This window comes from Salipiger sp. 1_MG-2023 (genome assembly GCF_030547555.1).
GTDB lineage: Bacteria > Pseudomonadota > Alphaproteobacteria > Rhodobacterales > Rhodobacteraceae > Salipiger.
The window spans coordinates 14,388-32,914 of record NZ_JAUOQN010000052.1 but is presented as its reverse complement, the minus strand read 5'-3'; the positions used below and the strand labels follow the sequence as shown (position 1 = coordinate 32,914).

Annotated in this window: 9 protein-coding genes and 1 pseudogene; all 10 read right to left on the bottom strand. The window is 64.6% G+C overall.

Annotation, left to right across the window (positions count from 1 at the left end; all coding sequences use genetic code 11):
- Positions 1 to 407 precede the first annotated feature (407 nt).
- A pseudogene (locus Q4543_RS19365) lies at positions 408 to 738 on the bottom strand (IS21 family transposase); the annotation flags it as partial.
- 97 nt (positions 739 to 835) lie between these two features.
- Positions 836 to 1,513 (bottom strand): hypothetical protein, encoded by a 678-nt coding sequence (locus tag Q4543_RS19360; RefSeq protein WP_303441016.1) that lies wholly within the window; start codon positions 1,511 to 1,513, stop codon positions 836 to 838.
- Between the two features lie 57 nt (positions 1,514 to 1,570).
- Complete coding sequence (locus Q4543_RS19355; RefSeq protein ID WP_216004110.1) at positions 1,571 to 1,930, bottom strand: response regulator; 360 nt, start codon at positions 1,928 to 1,930, stop codon at positions 1,571 to 1,573.
- Positions 1,927 to 3,924 carry an ATP-binding protein gene (locus Q4543_RS19350; RefSeq protein WP_303441014.1) on the bottom strand — a complete coding sequence of 666 codons (1,998 nt, stop codon included), beginning with the start codon at positions 3,922 to 3,924 and terminating at the stop codon, positions 1,927 to 1,929. Before Q4543_RS19350 ends, Q4543_RS19355 begins: the two co-directional genes overlap by 4 nt.
- A gap of 2 nt (positions 3,925 to 3,926) precedes the next feature.
- Positions 3,927 to 4,844 carry a response regulator gene (locus Q4543_RS19345; protein WP_303441012.1) on the bottom strand — a complete coding sequence of 306 codons (918 nt, stop codon included), beginning with the start codon at positions 4,842 to 4,844 and terminating at the stop codon, positions 3,927 to 3,929.
- A gap of 26 nt (positions 4,845 to 4,870) precedes the next feature.
- The gene (locus tag Q4543_RS19340) at positions 4,871 to 6,280 is read right to left on the bottom strand and encodes a hypothetical protein (protein WP_303441010.1); all 1,410 of its coding nucleotides are present in this window, start codon (positions 6,278 to 6,280) and stop codon (positions 4,871 to 4,873) included.
- Positions 6,277 to 8,190, bottom strand: coding sequence for a glycosyltransferase family 2 protein (locus Q4543_RS19335; RefSeq protein WP_303441009.1), 1,914 nt, complete (start codon positions 8,188 to 8,190; stop codon positions 6,277 to 6,279). Before Q4543_RS19335 ends, Q4543_RS19340 begins: the two co-directional genes overlap by 4 nt.
- A gap of 6 nt (positions 8,191 to 8,196) precedes the next feature.
- Entirely contained in the window at positions 8,197 to 10,131 is a 1,935-nt protein-coding gene (locus Q4543_RS19330) for a cellulose biosynthesis cyclic di-GMP-binding regulatory protein BcsB (RefSeq protein ID WP_303441007.1), read from the bottom strand.
- Positions 10,132 to 10,137: 6 nt separating this feature from the next.
- Positions 10,138 to 10,632: an Hpt domain-containing protein gene (locus Q4543_RS19325; RefSeq protein WP_303441005.1), complete on the bottom strand. Its 495-nt coding sequence runs from the start codon at positions 10,630 to 10,632 to the stop codon at positions 10,138 to 10,140.
- Between the two features lie 156 nt (positions 10,633 to 10,788).
- Positions 10,789 to 18,333, bottom strand: coding sequence for a neuraminidase-like domain-containing protein (locus tag Q4543_RS19320; protein ID WP_303441003.1), 7,545 nt, complete (start codon positions 18,331 to 18,333; stop codon positions 10,789 to 10,791).
- Between the last annotated feature and the right edge of the window lie 194 nt (positions 18,334 to 18,527).

Here is an 18,527-nt window from a genome sequence, read left to right as displayed (position 1 = left end):
GAACATCGCACAGAAGCGATCTTGCCATGAAGTGGGCAGAGCGCCGAGGGTCTATGTAATCGTCCGGGATGGGACACATAGAGACCAACGATCTTGCCATCCATCCCGTCGATCCGGGCCTGACCCTTTTTCACCAGCATGGGCTCGAAGCTGCTATCGCGCTCGCGAGGCTCCGCCACCGGCAACTTGCCTTACTGCTCCTTCAACACCTTGCGCGAGGCGCCGTTCCGGCGGCGCCTCACTGCCCTCCTCAGAGCCCACCCTTTCGGGATATTGCTATGCAATACCCTGCCGGGCAGTGGATGCGCCATCGACTCGCGCCAAGCACCCGTTCTTCAGCTCTTGCATCCGCCCGGCATCACCGAGCAGATCCTTAGGGCGCGCCACGCCCCTCAGAAGGTCATTCAGGCTTCCGCCGTCGCTGCCGGATAAGCCCGGTCATAGCTGGCATCGCCATGCGGGGTAGACGTACGCCTTCTGTTCATCGCTTCCGATCACCACGACCGATTCGCCAAAGTCGGCCTGGGCATGGGGCGGCGTGTGCGTCAGGGAAACGAACACTTCCCGATGCCGTTGAGCGTGATCCCACACCTAGTCCTTGATGATGGGGTAACCGCCCGCATAGCCGTGCTTGTCACGGAGCCGCTCAAAGATCCGCTTGGCCGCATGACGCTGCTTTGAAGGGCGGTCGCGATCCTTCGATAGCCACTGATCGACAATCCCGGTAAACCCGTCCAGCTTCGGGCGACCGAGTGGAAGAGCTACGTGGGTCCATTCTAAATGGAAATTATGCCGCGCCCCGGGCCATTTCTGGGTGGAAAGCAACAGGCAAGCCTTAGAAGGTTGTCCAGATGCCAAGCTTGATAGCCGTGACGCCGTTGCGGAATTCGTACAGCGCGCCCAGCTCGATGAAGCTGTTGTCGGAAATTTTCATGACGTGGGATGGGGCAAGGCCAAAGGTGGCATCGCCTCCAGAGGGCGCGGCGAATTGCAGTTGTGCGAGGCTGAGCGATCCGCTGGCGTGATTGATCCCGAAAGTGGCATCGACCTTGCCCAGAGCTTCGCCGCCTTCATAGAACGCATAGGTCGCATCCACGCCCATCCAGCCGTTGCCCCACGGCGCGGTGTAGGGCCGCCCCCAGGCGAGGCCGGGGCGCAGGGTGGCGCGGCGTTCTGAAGCGACATCCGCCACGCCGATCCCCAGATCGAACGCAAAAAGGTTGGCGCCCGAGGTGAACAGCGGTGTCTGCACAAAGAAGATCGCGGAGCTGTCGCTGCTGACAAGGTTGCGCCCTGCATCAAGCCCCAGCGTCAGCCCATTGGTCAGCCCGTATTCGTAATAAAGCGAGGCATATTCCCCGAAATCCACACCGTTGACGGTGGATTGCACCGAGAACGACAGGAACGAGGTGCCCGGCTCGCGCTGCCATGCGTTGGCCGCCGCCCCGGAGCCGGGCAGGGCGAGGGCAAGCGACAGGGCAATTGAACGGGCGGCGGCGGGCGCAGCGGGCACGAGGCCGGATCGAAGCAGGGAGTGAGAGATCTGTTTGGTCCGGCGCTGGAGGAACAGTCAGGCGATGGAGCGGATGTAATCCGCTAGTTTCAGGGGCTTAAAGGGCTTGTGCAACACGTGGTCTGCCCCAAGGCCGCGAAACTCTGCCTCGGATTCGGGCGACGTGCGGGCGGTACACATGACGATCTTCGCGGTGTCCTGATCGGGATTGGCGCGAGCGGCGCGCAGCACATGAAGCCCGTCGGGCGGCGGCATCATCACATCCAGAAGCATCACGTCGAAGACCTGCGTTTCCAGAAGGGCAAGCGCCTCGGAGCCGGAGCCGGCGAAGGTTGCCTCGATGTCGTCCTCGATCATGATCGCGATTTCGATCAGCTCGCGGATGTCGGCCTCGTCGTCGACGAACAGCACTTTCATGTCGTGTGACCCGTGTCTTTGGTGTGTCGCGGAAAACGAATGTGAAATGTCGTACCGGTGTCTTGCGCACCGTCGAATTGCGAACGGCTGGTGACCGAGATTTCACCACCCTGACGCTGGACCAGTTCGCGGGTGATCGCAAGGCCCAGCCCGGTGCCGCTGGCCTGAAGGTCGCGCCCGTGGATGGGTTTGCCGAACCGTTCAAAAAGCCGGCCGAGCGCGTCGGCGGGAATGCCGGGGCCGCAGTCGGTCACGTAGAACCGCACGCTGTCCGGCAAAAGCTCGGCGCCGATCCGCACCTGCGATCCCTGCGGGGAGTACTTGATGGCGTTTGAGACGAGGTTCGACAGGATCTGTTGCAGCCGGACCGGGTCCAGCATCACGATGGCATCTTCGCCGTCGGGCAGCGGGTCTGCGGCGATCGTCACGTTGCGGCCAAGCCCGTAGCCGGCATTGGTCTGCACGGCGTCGCACAGCGCATCGGTCACGCGGAGGGGCTCTAGGCTGATCAACAGTTGATTCTGGTCGATGGCCTGAAGCGTCAGGATGTCGTTGACCAGCACCAGCAGCCGGTCCGCGTTGCGCGTGGCCATGCTGACCAGCTTTGACGCGCCCGCTGGCAGCTCGGCGCCGAAACGGTCCCTGAGCAGATCGAGCGCGCCCGACAGGGAAGTCAGCGGGGTGCGCAGTTCGTGGTTCACCGATGTGATGAAGGACATGCGGGTTTCGCTCAGGCGTTCTTGGGCAGAGATGTCTTCGAGCACGCAATAGGCGATTTCGGCGCCATACAGCTGAAGCTTCATCACCCGGCACTGCATGGTCTGGGGGGTTTCGGCACAGCCGGTTTGCGGCAGGGATAGCGGGATAACCGCCGTTTCCTTGGGAATTTCCGTCAGCAAAGGAAGCCGGTTGCGCAGGCAGTTCACGGCGGATTCGTCATCCTTGGCATTGAGGAACTGGCGCGCGGCAAGGTTGGACCGGTGCAAAGTGCCAAGGTCGTCGAACACCACGATGCCATCGCCAACGTTCTCGAAAATGGCGTCGAATTCCCGTTGGGTGGCCTGAATCTTCATCCGGTCCAGCTCGGACTGCTTGAGCGCTGAGGCGAGCTTGACCGATTGCGCCCGCGTCCGAAGGACCGACACCAGCACGATCACGGACAGCGCCGACGTGATGAGGCCAAAGATGATGGTCCGTTCCCAAAAGGTGCGCATGACCGCCTTGCGGGTGCGGCTGACTTCGATCCGAAGCCCGACTTCGGGCAGGGGGCGGGTGGCGGTCATCAGCTGTGATGTGTCGATCGCCTCTTCGGGTCCGATGGCAAAGGCGGACGCCCCATCGGCGGTGACGAGCCGCACGATCATATCGTCGCCGACATCTTGCAGCGACAAAAGCTTGCCGAAGTACTCCGTGCCAAGCGACGACGCGACGACACCGCGAAGCTCGCCCGACCGGCTGATGACAGGCCATGCAATCGGGGTCAGATGGCGGTTGGTCGCGCGCGAGATGATGGGCGATCCGACCGTGTACTCGCCGCGCGACAGGGTGATGGCGTTGGCAAAATAGGCCCGGTCGGCAAGGTTCATCCCCAACAGCCCCTCGGCGGTGGACCACATCACCGTGCCGTCGGTAGACAGCAGGACGAGGCTGTCGATCTGTTCGATCTCAAGCATCGCGCGGCGCATCCGGCGACCGTAGCTTTGCTCGATGTACTGCTTGTTGCGCAGCGGAACGTAGGAAATGTCGTCGATCATCGCCCACATTTCAAGGTTGGCGACCGCCAGAGAGGCGTCAAGGGACTGTTCGAAAAGCTCTGCGAAATGCCGCAGCTGTTGTTGGGCGCGGGCCTCGGATCGGCGATGATCTGCCACTGCAAGCAGCACGAGATCGAAGACGAACACCAGTGCGACGAGGGCGGTCAGCAGCCGGAACTTCGTTTTCGAGCGGGTTCCGTCGACGCGTTCTACCTCGGGGAAGAAATCGGGGCGTGACACGATCAGAGACCGCCCTGCGCGGCGGGCACGAGCTGAATGCCCGCGCCGGTCATCTCGTCCAGCCGTTCGGCGGCGGCGATCGCCTGCCCAAGCCCGGACGCGGGGGGCTGGTCGCGCGGCATCACCAGCGTGGCGTTCAGCCCCAGAGGCTGCTTGGTCCAGCTTTCGCGGCAATGCATCCGCGCATCCGCGACGGCGGCGATAAAGGCCTGCGCGGTTTCGCGCAGGGATTCTTCGGTGGCGTCGGGGCTGGCAAGGCAGAACAGGTCCTTGTCCCAGTGGCAGAAGATATTCCGCGCCGGCAGGGGCACGGCGCCCAGCAGGCGGGCAATGCTGCGATAGATCGCGGAGGATTCATCAGACGTGCGGTCGGCGTTGGCCGGCAGGCCGGTGATGCGAAACACCGTCAGCCCCAGCTGGGCATGCAGCCGCGGCGGGATGGCAAGCAGCGCGGCCTGAAACCCCGCCTTGTTGTTAAGCACCTCGGTCATCTCGGCGACTTCGGCCCCTATGGTCCGCCGGCGCCCCGATCCGGCGCGGCGCCGGTCGAGTTCGGCTTTCAGCCGCAGGCAGCTGCGCATCCGCGCTTGCAGTTCGATCCGGTGGAACGGCTTGGTCAGGTAGTCGCTGGCCCCGGCCAGAAAGGCGTGGTTGAGCGTGTCCATGTCCGTGCGGCTGGTCAGCATGATGATCGGGGTGTCGACATAATCGTCCATCCCCCGGATGCGGGCGCAGAATTCGACCCCGTCGATGCCCGGCATCATCACGTCCACGAGGATCAGGTCCGCCTTGACCTTGCCCGAGGTCAGGGCCTCGAACGCGTCGAGGGGGTTCAGGAAGGAAACGACATCTTCGTAGCCGACATCGAGAAGCGCGGCGCGGATATATTCCTGCGCGGTCTCGGAATCGTCTACGGACATGATTCGATGTGACATCTGTTAACCCTCTAAAACCCTGTCTTCTCGAATACACGCCACTGGCTGTTGGCGTATATCTCGTTATACCCGGACAGGCGATTGCGGCTCAGTTCCGGAAAGCGGCGCAGCACACGGTCGGTCACCGGCGCGCCCTCTGCGGGGCGGGGAACCAGAATGTAGCGCGCCTGCGGCAGCCCTCCTTCGAGCGCCCAGTCATAGGTGGGCTGTCCGGCCATCAGCAGCCCGCTGACATCGCCAAGGGCCACGACCATTCCGGCATTGCGTTCCACATCCAGCATGATGTCGGTCTTGTCACTGACAAAGGCCGCCGCCGCGCGTGTCGGGGCCGCAACGTCGATCACCTGCCCAAGCGACGCCTGCGCCCAGTCGCGGGTTTCCGCGACGGTGGTGTGCCGCATGACCACCACGGATTGCAGCAGGCTGAGGCACAGCAGCGCGATGACCACAGGTTCACGCAACCGCACCGGCGGCCAGAACCGCATGCCCACCAGCGCCACGCCCAGCATCGGCGCGATGGCGATCAGTGGATCGCCTTCGACGTTCAGGTACATGTTCAGAACATACGCTCCGGCGACGGTGGCCGTGGCGGCAACGATGGGCATCAGCAGGCGCGTCACCTTGATGTTGCGCAAGGCGGCGATGATCGCGAGCGGGGCAATGCCGGACAGGATCAGCAGATGCTCGGACACGGATACCGAGGCCGGCGTTTCCAGAAGCTGCGGCACCAGCGCACTGTTGAAAATCATGCTGACGAAGAACAGCGATCCGATGGCCGCCAGCACCGGGTAGAACATCGCGAACAGATAGCCGGTGGAAGAGGTGGCGATCAGGCTTGGGCGCGCGGCGACGATCAGAAAGGGCAAGGCGCCGAAGCTGATCATCAGCCCGTAATTGTCCGACAGCGCGACAATCAGCAGGCCGACCGCGACCTTCATCATGTCCGGCGCGTTGCCCGTCAGGCGCAGGTTCACCAGCCCGCGCGCGAAAACCCATGCGCCAAGAATGGTCAGCATGGTTTCTGGCCCGTCGGCCACGGCGCGCAGGAAATACGGGTTGAGCCCAACAAGGGCCGTGATCACCACGCTGCTGCCCCACGAGAACCTGCCGACGCGCCATAGGTTGGCGAACCACAGCAGCAGCAGCGCCGTGCCGACGAAGGCCGACAGCACAAAGGGCACCGGGACGCCGTGCTGGCCGGGAAGTGCCTGCAAAAGCAGCGTCAGCGCGTAGGGCAGCGGCGGATAGAAGGCATCCGAGGCGGTGAACTGTTCGGAACCGGCAATCTGGACGATGGCCTTGGCCCAAAGCTCGGTTACGTCGGACGAGGTGAACCCGTGCGCCTCGGTCCAGCCGAGCCACAGCAGCAAAGCGGCAAACAAGGGCACGGCCGCGGCAAGCCATCCGGCGGTGCGGGTCATAGGCTGGCCTCCTTCGTAGCGGCAGGCTCGGGTCCAAGGCTTTCACTTTCGGCGTCGGCCAATTCGCTCGCTGTGTGCTTGGACAGGCCGTGCTGGGTCTTTTCCCAGTAGAATGGGTTCGAGATCAGCTGCCACAGCGCCTTGTAGGCCGCCACGGTCATCAGCACCCAGTACCCGATCACCGTCACGCCCCATGGCGCAAGGTCGGTCCAGCGCCGCCGGAAGGGCGCAACCATCGTCAGGTAGATCAGCAGACCGTTGCCCACCAGCAGGTTGATCAGCGACAGATACAGCACGGGCAGAGGGAAGTAGGGTTCGATCACGTCGGAGCCAAAGAGCATCCAGCCACCGAAAATCGCCCAGAACAGCGGGTTCAGCAGCCCTGACAGCACCGTGCCACCGATGAAGAACACGAAGCCGAACACCCCCGCCGCCCCGACCGATCGCCACAGGTGCAGCGGGCGGCGCGAATGCACGAGGAAGGTCTGCATGTACCCCTTGATCCAGCGCGAGCGTTGCCGGATCCAGTTGGGGATCGATACGTTCGCCTCTTCATAGGTGGTGCTGTCGATCACCCCGACGCGGTAGCCTTTCTGGGTCAGGCGAATGCCCAGATCGGCGTCCTCGGTCACGTTGAACGGGTCCCACGCGTTCAGGTCGCGCAGCACGTCCATGCGGAAGTGGTTCGAGGTTCCACCCAGAGGGATCGGCACGCCCATCTTTTCCAGCCCCGGCAGCATCAGGTCGAACCACAGCGAATAATCCAGCGTGAACATCCGCGTCAGCCAGTTCTCGCGCGCATTGTAGTAGTTCAGGCGGCATTGGATGCAGGCGGTGTTGGGCGAGGACTGGTTGAAGGCGGCCACCACCTTGCGCAGCTGGTCCGGCTCTGGCTTGTCTTCGGCATCGAAGATCACCAGCAGGTCGCCGTGGGCATAGCGCAGCGCGAAGTTGCAGGCCTTGGGCTTGGTCTGAGGATGCGAGGCGGGAACGCGCACGATCTCGAAAACGCCTTCAAGATCAAGTTTTTGCGCGGCCTCGATGGTGTCCTGGTCACCTTCTTCCAGCACGATTTTGATGTCTAGCTTGGCCAGCGGATAATTCAGGTTCCGCAGCGCCTGCGCAAGGATCGGCAGCACCTCGGGTTCGCGGAACATCGGCACAAGCACAGTGTAGACCGGCAGATCCTCGTCACGCAGAAGCTGCGCCTCTGCCGCGATGGCGCGCGATGAGGTTTCCTGCGCGGCGCCGCCGACCCACACCAGCACGCCCTTGAACAGGAAATTGCCAGTGTAAAAGATCGTCAGGAAGACGTTCAGCGTGATCAGCGTGGTCACCGGCGCGAACGCCATGCCCAGCAGGAAGATCGACACAAGGATATAGATGACCATGACCTGCGGCGGCGTCACCACCTGCTGCGCCGACATATCCGGGTCAAGTTCGGCCAGCGCATAGACCGCTTCGTGCGAATGCTGTTCGCGGAAGGCCTGTTGCAATGCGGCGGAGATCTGAAGGTGCGAGGCCACGACGATCTGCGTCTTCGGCCCATAAACTTCGCGGATGTGCAACAGCATGGCCGGACCGGGGCGCGAGGTCGCCACGGTCACGGTTCCGCCGCTTTCGCGGATCGGGATCGTGGTGAACTGGTTCATCACCGCCGGATCATGGCGCCGCACCAGATCGTTGTCGGGCGGATCGCTCATCAGATCGACCAGCGGCAGATCGTGATAGGTGGCGATCTGTGCGTACAGCTCGTGCGTGGTCAGCCATCGACGCGACAGTAGAACCTGCACCAAGGACAGGTTCCATTTCTCGGCGAGCTCTTCGGCCTCGTCGAGCTGTTCCGCCGTCAGGGCGCCGCGTTCAAGCAGCAGCGTCCCGATGGCTTCACTTTCAGCGTCCGGCCGCATGAAGGATCAGCCCGCCGTGCCGTTGCGCCGGTTCCGATAGATGCGCTGGAAGACGATCAGCACGAGCAGCGTCAGCAAAAGCCACGCGCCACCAACGATCCAGGGCCGGTACTTGGCAAGGATCTGCGCAAGGCTGGTGCGGTCGGGATAGGCGACATCCAGCACCGGGTTCACCCGGGTGCCGGTGGCGACGATCACGCCCTTCTGGTCGAGCAATGCCAGATCGCCGCGGTTCAGCACCAGCGGCTGTTGCACCGTGGGTTCCGGAGCGGGACCAGCGCCCGGGCGCAGCCAGAGCCCCGTCTGATCGCCGCGCGTGACGATCTGGGCGACGCCGATCCGGTCAAGTTCGTCTCCGGCAAACATCAATTCGCCGCTGCGGTTGCGGATCTCGACCCGGCCGCTGTCGAAATCGATCGCCGGATCGCCGTCTCCGGGGTTGGATTGCGAGATGACGAAAAAGGGCAGCCCCGGCTCGAGCGCCGACACGCTGGCGCGGGGCAGGATCGTCGCGCGGTCGGGGATCATGGTCCCGGCCACGCCGGAAATCCAGGGCAGGGCACTTGCAAGGTCAAGATCGGGGTCCAGCACCAGTTGCACGCCCTCGCCGAAATCCTGACGAAGGGTGAAGAAGTGGTCGTCGCCGTCATCGGCATCGGCCAGACGCAGCGTGCTGCCGGGCAGGATCTGCGCCGGGTAGCCCTGCGGCTTGAACCGGCATTCCCCGCCCGAGGGCTGCCGCTGGATCGACACGCGCAGCAGGTTGTCGCGCCCGATCAGCCCGCGCGGCACGTTGAAGGTCAGCCGTTCGGGGACGCCGTTGGGCAGCGGCCGGTTTCCCAGCAGCGTTTCGTTCAGATAGACCGACGCGGTCGCGCCGCGCCCTTCGGCGTCAAGCGCCGCCGCCATCATCAGATCGACCGATGCCACGGTCTTGCCCGCCGGCAGATCTGCGGATTCAAACGGGATCAGCACATCCTGAGTAGAGACCACCAGACGCGGCGTCAGGTCGGCGTTCAGCGACGACAGCGCAAGAACATCATTGGTCGGGTTGTTCGGCGACACCGCCGTGGTGATGGCGCTGTCGCCCCCGGCCAGCGCGGCCCAGTTCGATGCAAGCTGCCAAAGGCCCAGCTGCGGATCGGTGCCACGCACCGTCAGGTGGGGGAAGCGGGCGTCGGTCAGCACCTGCATTTCGCTTTGCACGCCCGAGGTCGCGATGTCCAGCTGCACGGCGCCCTCGGTCCAGTCCTGCCCGCTCGGGCCTGCATCCGTGCCGAACCGGACGCTGCCGGTCTCGCCGCCGAACAGCGCAGCCGCGCGGGTGGCAGCGGCCAGCCCGCCCAGCGACGATTGATCCGGCAGTGCGATGCGCATGTTTCCCGGACGGAAGCCCGCGAACAACGCCGGAGAGTTGATGCCGTCCGCGTCCAGTTCAAGTGTGATCGAAGACGCGGGCGAGATTTGCAAGAAATCACCCGAGGCGCGTTCGTCGATGCACACCCGATCCGAAAAAGCCCCCGAATACGACAGGCTGACCGCAAGAAACCCGTTCGCCACGTCCGCAGGGCCAAAGGGCACCGGAATGCTCAGGGTCTCTTCGCGGTTTCCAAGGGATTGCGTCGACACCACCCGGGCGCCGACCGAAATTTGCAGATAGCGGTCCACGGGCACGGTTGCACCATGCTTCAGATCCAGCGTGATCGTCCCGCCGCGCAGCGGAGCGGTGTCCGGCACGGGAACGAACACGGTGCTTTGCCCGGACAGCTGCCGGAACGTCAGACCGTCGCCAAATCCAAGATCCGCAAGCGTCGTGGTGCGGGTGATCGACGCGGCAGTGGCATCGGCCACGGCGGCGGGCTGCTCTTGGTCTGTGCTTTGGGCAGAGGCGACGCCCGGCGCAAAGGCAAGTACGCCGATGAGGAGTCTGGCAAGGGTCATGAAATCTCAGTCCTGGTTCTGATTTTGGGCGCTGGCGTTCTCTTGACCTAGCGCGCCCAGAATATCGGCAAGCGCATCATTGATGATGACAAGCTCTTCGCTGTTGAAAGGCGTGTTCTTGGCATCGGCCACTTCGGCAATGCGCAGCGCGCGGCGGAATGCGCCCTCGATGTCGTCGAGTTCGAGCATCGCTGCGCTGCCTGTCATGTCATGCAACATGCGGTGCGCCTTGCGCAGCTGGGTTTCTTCGGGGTCCGAATTTTCCGGGGTCTGAATGGCCTCCCGGATTTCCTTCAGCCGGTCCGGAACGGTCTCGAGAAATCGCATGCGGATCTCCGCTACGCGGTCTTCGAAACGCGGCTTGTCTTCGGGCATCGCAAACGTCCTCCTGCCAGACGCAAAGTAGATAGGGCGTTCGTTCGTACCCAGGAAAGCCAGAGCTGGAGTTTGCAGGTGATAGCAGACTTTGCGCCCTGGAAGACCCGAAGACGCGGATTTCATCCCAATTCATCCTCAAGCTAGTCATAAATTGTAAGCATGTCTTGCACGGACGGTGAAAGTTGCCTCTGAGACGTGGCTGTTGTGACATCTTGTCAACAATGGTTTCGCATTTGGTATCAGCGGTCTGAACGCCGAGGCGATGCATTCGGGGGGGGCCTATGGTGCCCAGCGGCCGCTGAAGCGAACCGTGAATTCGATCTCTGTCAGGGCGCCCCGCAGGGTTTTGCTGCGAGCCTCGGCCGCGCTGCGCCACGCCCGACCCGCGCCGCGGCCCATGCCTGCCCCCGCGCCGTGACCCTTCGGGTCCCGGTGGAGCGCCTGAAGCGTCGGGATCACCAGCTTCCAGCACGAATCCAGCCCGGTATTCTGGAACCGGCCCAGCACCCCCGGCGGCGATTGCAGCAACCGGGAGTCGACCTCGCATGACCCCAGCGACAGGCTTTGCATCGGGTATCGGTCCCGCCGGATGCGCGCCTCGCCTGCGGCGGCGCGGTTCGGCGACAGGAAACATGTGTTTGAAATCTGTGTCAGACGCGCATACGGGCGCAGCCCGGCATCGGACAGGCTGGGCCAGCGCACGGCGATGCTTTGAATGCGCCGGTCGTACTGGCCGGGATAGAACACGTCGACCATCTCGTCGGTCAGGCGGAAACAGGTTTCGCCCTGCGCCAGAAGCTCGTCCAGCGCCGCGGTCTGCTGCCCGAGCGACGGCATTTCGGACAGGGCAACGGTGAACTCGCTCGTGTCGCTGGCCTTGTCCAGCGCGGCCTGGATAAAGGCGGTTTCAAGCCGTTCCACATCCAGCGCCAGCCGGTGCGGCGCGCTGAACTTTTCAGGTTCGCCCCCGATGCTGGAGGTGGTGATAAAGCTGGCCCCGTCGCTGCGATCGGTTTCTTCGTCGTAAAGCCGGACCAGCAACCGGCAACGTTCCTGCGCCACCGCCCATTCCTGTTGGTACAGGCGTTCCAGATCCTGCCGGAAGGGACTGTAAACGCGTGTGCCGCCAAAAACCTCGTCCCATTTGTCCCGCACGGCCTGCGCGGCCAGCTCCTGCTTGTCCAGCTCTTCGCCAACAGCGCGCTGATGGTCCAGCACCGCCTTGGCCTTGCTCAGGTCCATGCTTGCGGTGGTGAGCGCAAAGCCAAGGGTCGAGAATTTCGCGCTTAGCTCAAGCAACTCACCCTTCGAGACGCGCAGGGCGGCGGTCTTGTCCCGCGCCTCTTTCTTGTACAGGAAATAGCTGATCAGGTGGATGCAGCCGACCACATCCGCCTGTTCCAGATTCTGCCCGCCGGTCGACAGGCCGAACGTGTCCGGGATGCTGGATTTCAGCGCCGCCGAAATCTTGCTGGCGACATTCACCAGATGCGTTCGGGCCACGTCGACCCGGGCAAAACCGGCCTCGGCGGTCCGGGACACGACGTCATAGGTGCGAAGCAGCATCTGCGCCACAAGGCCGGCCATCGCGGTGGTCGCGGCGGCGACCTGAACGCCCTTGATCGCCACATCGCGTTCGGCGGCGTTGATGACGTAATCATGCAGGTCAATCGCGCGCCCTGCCTTGGCGATACTGGCGTCCATTTGCAGTTGCCGCATCTGGGCATCCGCTTCCTTTTCGCGGGTATCCTGCAGCCGGTAGCTGGTCAGCTTGAGGTTGCCAAGGCAGCTGCGCACGGAGTCGAGAACATAGATGAAATCGACAGGGGGCGGGGCAGGTTCCGGGTCTTCGTCCGGCGATCCGCCGCGCAGCGCAAGGCTGGCCTTGGCGGCGCGCTGCAACTGGCGCGGATCGACGGGTTTCGCCAGAAGCGGCACGTCAAGCGGTTCGCCCGCAAGGGTCAGCCAGTGACGCAGGTTGTGCAACCGGTCCTGAATGGTGGCGTAAAGCGCGCGCAGCTCGGCATTGTAGGGCGGCAGGAAGACGTCTTGCTCCGTGGTGGCCGCAGCGCCGAGGGTTGGATCGGTCCACGGAGTGTTCACCACGTTTTCCAGCGAGTCCGACAGGGTATCGTCGAACAACTGCCGTGCCGCGACATAGCGCGCCTTGGCCCGGCGCAGGCTGTCGCGGGTTTCCTGTTCGTATTCGGCGTCTCCGGCATCGATCAGAACCTCAAGCGTGCTGCGGATGGCGGCTTGCTGGTAGTAAAACGGGTAATCCTGCGCGATGCGGTCGGGGTCGATGGTGACCGCCCCGGTGTCAAAGGCGTGCAACCCGCCGGGATCGCGCGCGTCGATCAGCGGCTGCACCCGCCATGCGGGGTCGAGCTGCGGATCGAAGATGCGGCGCAGCCATTCCAGCGCAAGATCGTATTGCCCGCCGCTGGCATAACCCGCTGCGATGGCGGCGGGCAGGTGATAAAACACCTCCCATCCATAGGCCCCATAGGCGCTGTCAAAGTCGAATGCCTCGGTCGGCAGGCGCGCCGGGTTTAGCGCGGCGTCGTCGCCGTAGATCGCGCCAAGCGTGGCACCGTATTGGTGGAAAAAGGTGCCGTAATCCTCGGTTCCGCCTTGGTTGCGCAGCTCGAACAGGGTTTCGCAGCCGCCCGGACGGGGCATGGTCCGCGCCAGATCTGCCAGCACGGTGGATGAATTCGCCAACACATAGGTGTCGCCAATGGTACGGTCCGGGCGGTCGACAAGATGCATGAAATTGCGGCTGCCGTGCTGTCCGGTCTGGGTCCAGCCGATGTTGACCAGCCCGTTCGCGGGCCGCAGGACGAAGGTGCCCACCGAAAGATCGGCGCGCAGTTCCGCTTCTTCGGGGGCCACCGTCTCGCCCGCGCCGGGCGAACCGGCCAGCAGCGTTACCGGGCTGGGATAGCGCCGCAGGACGGCCTCGATCTCGTATTCTCCGGTTTCGCCCTCGCCGACGGTCCAGCCCGAGAACATCGACAAACCCGTTGAAACCTGCACATTCAGCGGATGGGAAAAGCTGGCGGTGCGTAGGCCGGTCCTGTCCGGGGCCGGGATCGGCACATCGGATCGCACGAAGCGCGCGGGCATCCATTCTGTCGCGCCAGAGCCAGAGCCGCCGACCCGTTCCCCGTGTTTCCTGAATTCCGTGGTCCAGACAACAGACCCCGGCGTGGCCTTGGTTTCTTCGAGCAGGTGCAGGACATCCAGATCCGGATCCGTCGTCGTGAGGGTGTAAAGCCCTTGCCCGATCTCGAACTGAACCTTGACCGATCCCGCGCTGGAGGCGCCGCGCGGGGCGGGCACAAAGGTGGCGACGGAGCGTACCCGCCCGGGCGCAAAGCCGTTGTGCAGCTTGATCGGGCAGGGCTGGGAAAACTCATAGCGCGCGACCAGCTTGTTCGGCACCTCGTGTTCGATCGTCTGGCTGTACTGGTCGGCGACGACCGCAAAATCCGACACCAGCCGGGGATGAACCGGCGTGTAACCCGCCGGCGCGCTGTCTTCGGCGGCGGTGTCGATGGCCCGGTTCAGGTCAAGGATCGCGTCGGACCATTCCTGCGACAAGCGTATGTGCAGCGACGTGCTGCGGCGGGTGTTGGCCGCATCCGTGGGGCTGGCTTCGGCGGTCTGTTCGGGCAGGTCGATGCCAAAACTCACGGTCAGCGTCTCGCCGCTGGGGGCGCTGTCGTTCGGCTGGGGGTCGAGCACGCCGTAAGTGTACAGGTTGTCCGGCGCGCGCGTCGGGTGGTAGGTGCCTTTCATTTCCGGGCGCGCGCCGGTCCATTCAAACGCATCCCCAAGCGATACTGCCACAGCGCCTTTGCCCGGGTCGCCGTGGGTGAAAAGCCCGGGTTTGAGCATCGGCCCCACCAGCGCGTTCTGATCGCAACGCATGTAGCGAGGGTGCAGACGCCAGATCGACCGGGGGGCCTCGCCGCTTTGTTCGCGGCGCTCCTCGATCTCGATCCAGAAGAAATAGAACCGGTTGCGGAACACGCAGACCGCCACCTCCGAGAACAGATCGAAGGTCAGCGGCAGCGTCACCTCTTGCCAATAGGTCCAATCCATCGCCTTGAGCCATGGCGCGCCGTCCTCCGGGCCTTCTTCCATTGCGGCGATGGTGCGGAAATCTGCGTCCAGCTTGCGATAAAAGAAGCGCCCCGGTTCCCACTTGGCCTTGGCAAGCACGTGATAGGTGGTGTTCTCGATCCCGTCCACACCGCCGTCGGTGTGGCGGTCGGCGAAAAAGCTGCACAGGCTCAGGTCGCACAGCCCGGCCAGCGCGCTCATGTAGGCGTTGACCGCCGCCTCGACCGTGTCGGGGCCCATGTCACCGCCCGAGACTGCCTGCAACAGCGTGTCGAACTCCGGCGAGGTGATCTGCCGTAATTCGGGTTCGAGGTAGTTCTGCGGGTACAGCTGCAGCTTCTGGTTCGCTTCCCACATGCGGTAATCGCGGTCCAGCTCCCACTGGGCGGCCAGCGCGGGGCGACGGTCGTTGCCACGGCGGTCGATGAACGACACATCGGGTTCCAGCCCTTCGAGCGCGCGCGAGATATACAGCTGAAGCGCGGCGGTCGCCTCTATGATGCGGCTGGTCGGCACGGCGCTGCTGACGTTCACGTCCAGCAACAGATAGCCGAAAAGCGCCTCGCGATCGGTGATGCGGGCGCTCAGCCGCGGCTCGGCGGCGATGCGGTTCTGCATGAAATCGGCCACCAGCGCATCGCGATGCCGCTCGGCCAGCGCGTTTTGAAACGCTTGCAGGCCCTGCTCGTCGCCGGGCCGCGACAGGCTAGCCTGCGCCGCGCTGGCCGCCGCCTGCCATGCGTCGCCCCTGTGCGGGCTGGTCTGGGTCTCAAGGCCGGGGTCGCTGACGCGCGTCAATGCCAGCAGGTCGGCCGCGCTCAGCCCCAGGTCGTCGGCCAGCCGGACATGGCGTGCGACCGCGTCAATCTCGGCAACGCTTTGCGCCACGCGCCCGGGGCCAAGAAGCGCGTCCAGATAGACGTCGGCGTCTTCGGTGGCACAGCCCAGCATCAGCGCCATCACCTGCCGGCAGCCAGTGACCCAGTCCCCCGGCAGATCACCCGGCGCCTCCGCCTCGGACGGGCTGTCCTGGGATTGCGCCAGATAGCCGACCCACGCGGCGTCGCTGGCGACCCCGACCTGAAGCGTGCCGAAGCGTTGCAGATGGTACAGCTGCGCCAGCCCCAGCCTATCCGACTGCGGTGCATCGACAAGCCAGTCGGGATGTTCGGCCACCAGCCACAGATCGGCCTCGCCCAGCGACAGCGCCGATGCCGCGGAAATATGCCGTGTCAGTTCGGACATCCAGTGGAGACAAGTGGGATCGTCCGGCCCGGCGAGCAGATCATGCAGCAGCCTGAGCGGGCGGGACTGCGCCCAGCCGATCAGCGACACGGCTGCAACCACGCTCAGGCCCGGATCGAGCGAGACGACCTGCGCGGCGATCAGCTCGGCCTGCGCATTGCGCAGCGCATCCAGCCGCGCGACCAGCAATCGCAGCGGCTCGGCGATGCCCGATGCGGCGGGATCCAGGCCGGCGGCGATAAGGCAATCCTTGCACGCCGCCTCGATACCCGCTCGGTCCGCATCGTCGTAGAATACGCCGGAGCCACGCAGAATGGGGCCTGAGGCGGTGCTTGCCAAATGGACATGCCAGGTTTCGGCGGCAATCGTCGTCTCGCCGCCCTCTGGCCCCGGCCATGTCTCGGCCCCCGCGAAAACGCCCGCCTTCGCAGCGATCGGCGCAAAGGCGTCCTGCGATGCGCCCAGCCATGCGATCTGGGCATCGCCGAGGGGGGCCGCGTGCGGCGTCAGCAGGGCGCAAAGCGCATCCGGCGTCAGCCCGGTCTCGGTCATCCAGCGCGACAGGGCGACCAACCAGTCGAGCGCATCGCACAGCGCAAGGGTCTGCGCGGCGGTCTCATTGCGCAGGTACAGCGCCGCAGGCCCCCCCGGCAGACGATCAATCAGCGCAAGGCCCGACAGCACAGGCCGTCCCAGCATCCGGCACAGCGTGGACACGCGGTAAAGCCCGCCAAGCCCGCGCGCATCCAGCCCCTGCGACAGCGCGAAGGATGCGTCCAGCACCGCCACCAGCCGGTCCAGCTCAAGCGCGGTCAGCCCAAGACCCCGCGCGATCAGCGGCGCAAGATCTGGATCAAGCACAGGCGTGGTTCCGGCATCCAGCAGTGTCTGCAATGCCGGCGCGTCCTCGTGAAACAGGCTGCGCAGGAATGAGCGTTCGGCCTGTTCCAGCGCGGTGCCATCCTCCTGCGCGGGCAGGATCGCATCAGTGCGCCAATAGGGGCAGGGCGCGCCGAACAGCGCCGCGAACCCGGCCGGAGACAGGCCAAAAGCCTCTTGATACAGCGGGTAGCTGGCCAGCAGGCGCACCCCCGCGTCCGTCACGGTACGGGCCGGAGCAACCGGATCATCCGCCCCCGTGGCCGCGCCATCCGCCGCCGCCCCGGGCAACGCAAGGATCGCGTTCAGGTCGTGATATGCAAGGCCTGTGCCGCGCTGCAACCGCGCGAGGATATTCAGGCTGCGCAGGACGGGGGCGGGCAGGGGCTCGCCCGCCATGGTGGCGGATTTGAGCTGTTGGGCATAGGTGATCGCGAAGGGGGCGTCGTTGTTCAGGAAAGCGGTGGCAAAATCGCGCTGCGCCGCGCTGCCCGTCCCCTCGCGCGAGACATTGTAGAGCCCCAGAAGTTGCGTCAGCCCGTCGAACGTCTGATCGAGGCTTTGCATCAGCTGATCGGTGCCCGACGCGGCGGCGCGGGTGGTGCAGCCGTAGAGGCCCTGAAGCGTGGCCGGACGCTCCGCCGAGGCCGCCTGCGCGCCGGTCAGAAGCGGCATCACCGCGTCCGGCACGCCCATAAGGCCGGGGCGGTCTCTGGCCCAGCCATACCCTGCGCTGCCATCGGTCGGCAGGCTTGTGATGCGGGACGCGATGTCGTTGAAACGGGTATTCCCCAGTTGCGCCAGCGCCGTTCGTGCCCTCGTGGCGGCATGATCGTAGGGCAGGGCCAACGGGTGAAACCCGGCCGCCAGTCCTGCCACAGACCGATCCGCCCTTAGCACCTCATTCACCAGCTCTAGCGTCGGCAGTTCCGTCTTGAGGTTGGCTTCGCTCAGCACCAGCGCGTGCAGGTCGGGTCGTCGCTTGGCGATGGCAAAGGGGCTGGACGCGGGGCAGCGAATGCCGATCTCTGCGTCCTCGCCCGTGGCGATACGGTACAAGTGGCACAGGTAGGCCGCCGGGGATTGCGAGGATTGCAAACTGGCGGGGCTGGCATAGGCTGGAAGCGATTGTGTCGACGCGCTGTCTTGCGACAGGGGCGCGGGAGTATGAAGCAGCGCGCGGCCCATCGGATCGTTCACCGCCAGCGCGTGGCGTGACAGTCGCCATGCCCGAAGCGCCTCGCGCCGCGCTTGCGTCAGAAGGCGGCTGAGGCTGGCATCATCGGGTTGCGCCCGATCCGCAAGGCGCGCCCGAAGCGCGGCGGGGGTTCCGCACGCGGCCACATCGGCAGCAAGGCTGAAACCCAGATCCCTGATGTTCGCGGCCAGCGTGGCGGGGCAGCACCCGGCGGCAATGCCCCGATAGAACGGATCGCGCGCCATCGCGGAAAACGACAGACGCTGCGAGGGTCTGAAGCTTTGGCGCCTCAGCGCGTCCTTCTCGGCGACGCGGCGGGCGCGATGGCGTTTCCGGTCGGCATGGGGTGAAAAATCGGTCGGGCTGAGCATGTGGCTATCACCTCTCAGGAACGCGCTGGCCCGGCCGGGCGGATGGTTCGAACCAAAGCGTCGGTCGGATCGCGGGCGCCAAGGCAGGGCCTGCAACGGTACAAGCCTGCGATCAGGATACTCCCTATGAGGATTCAATATGTTTACAGTCAACCTAAAGGTTAGCAATCAAATCATGCTCTGAGTCAACTGCG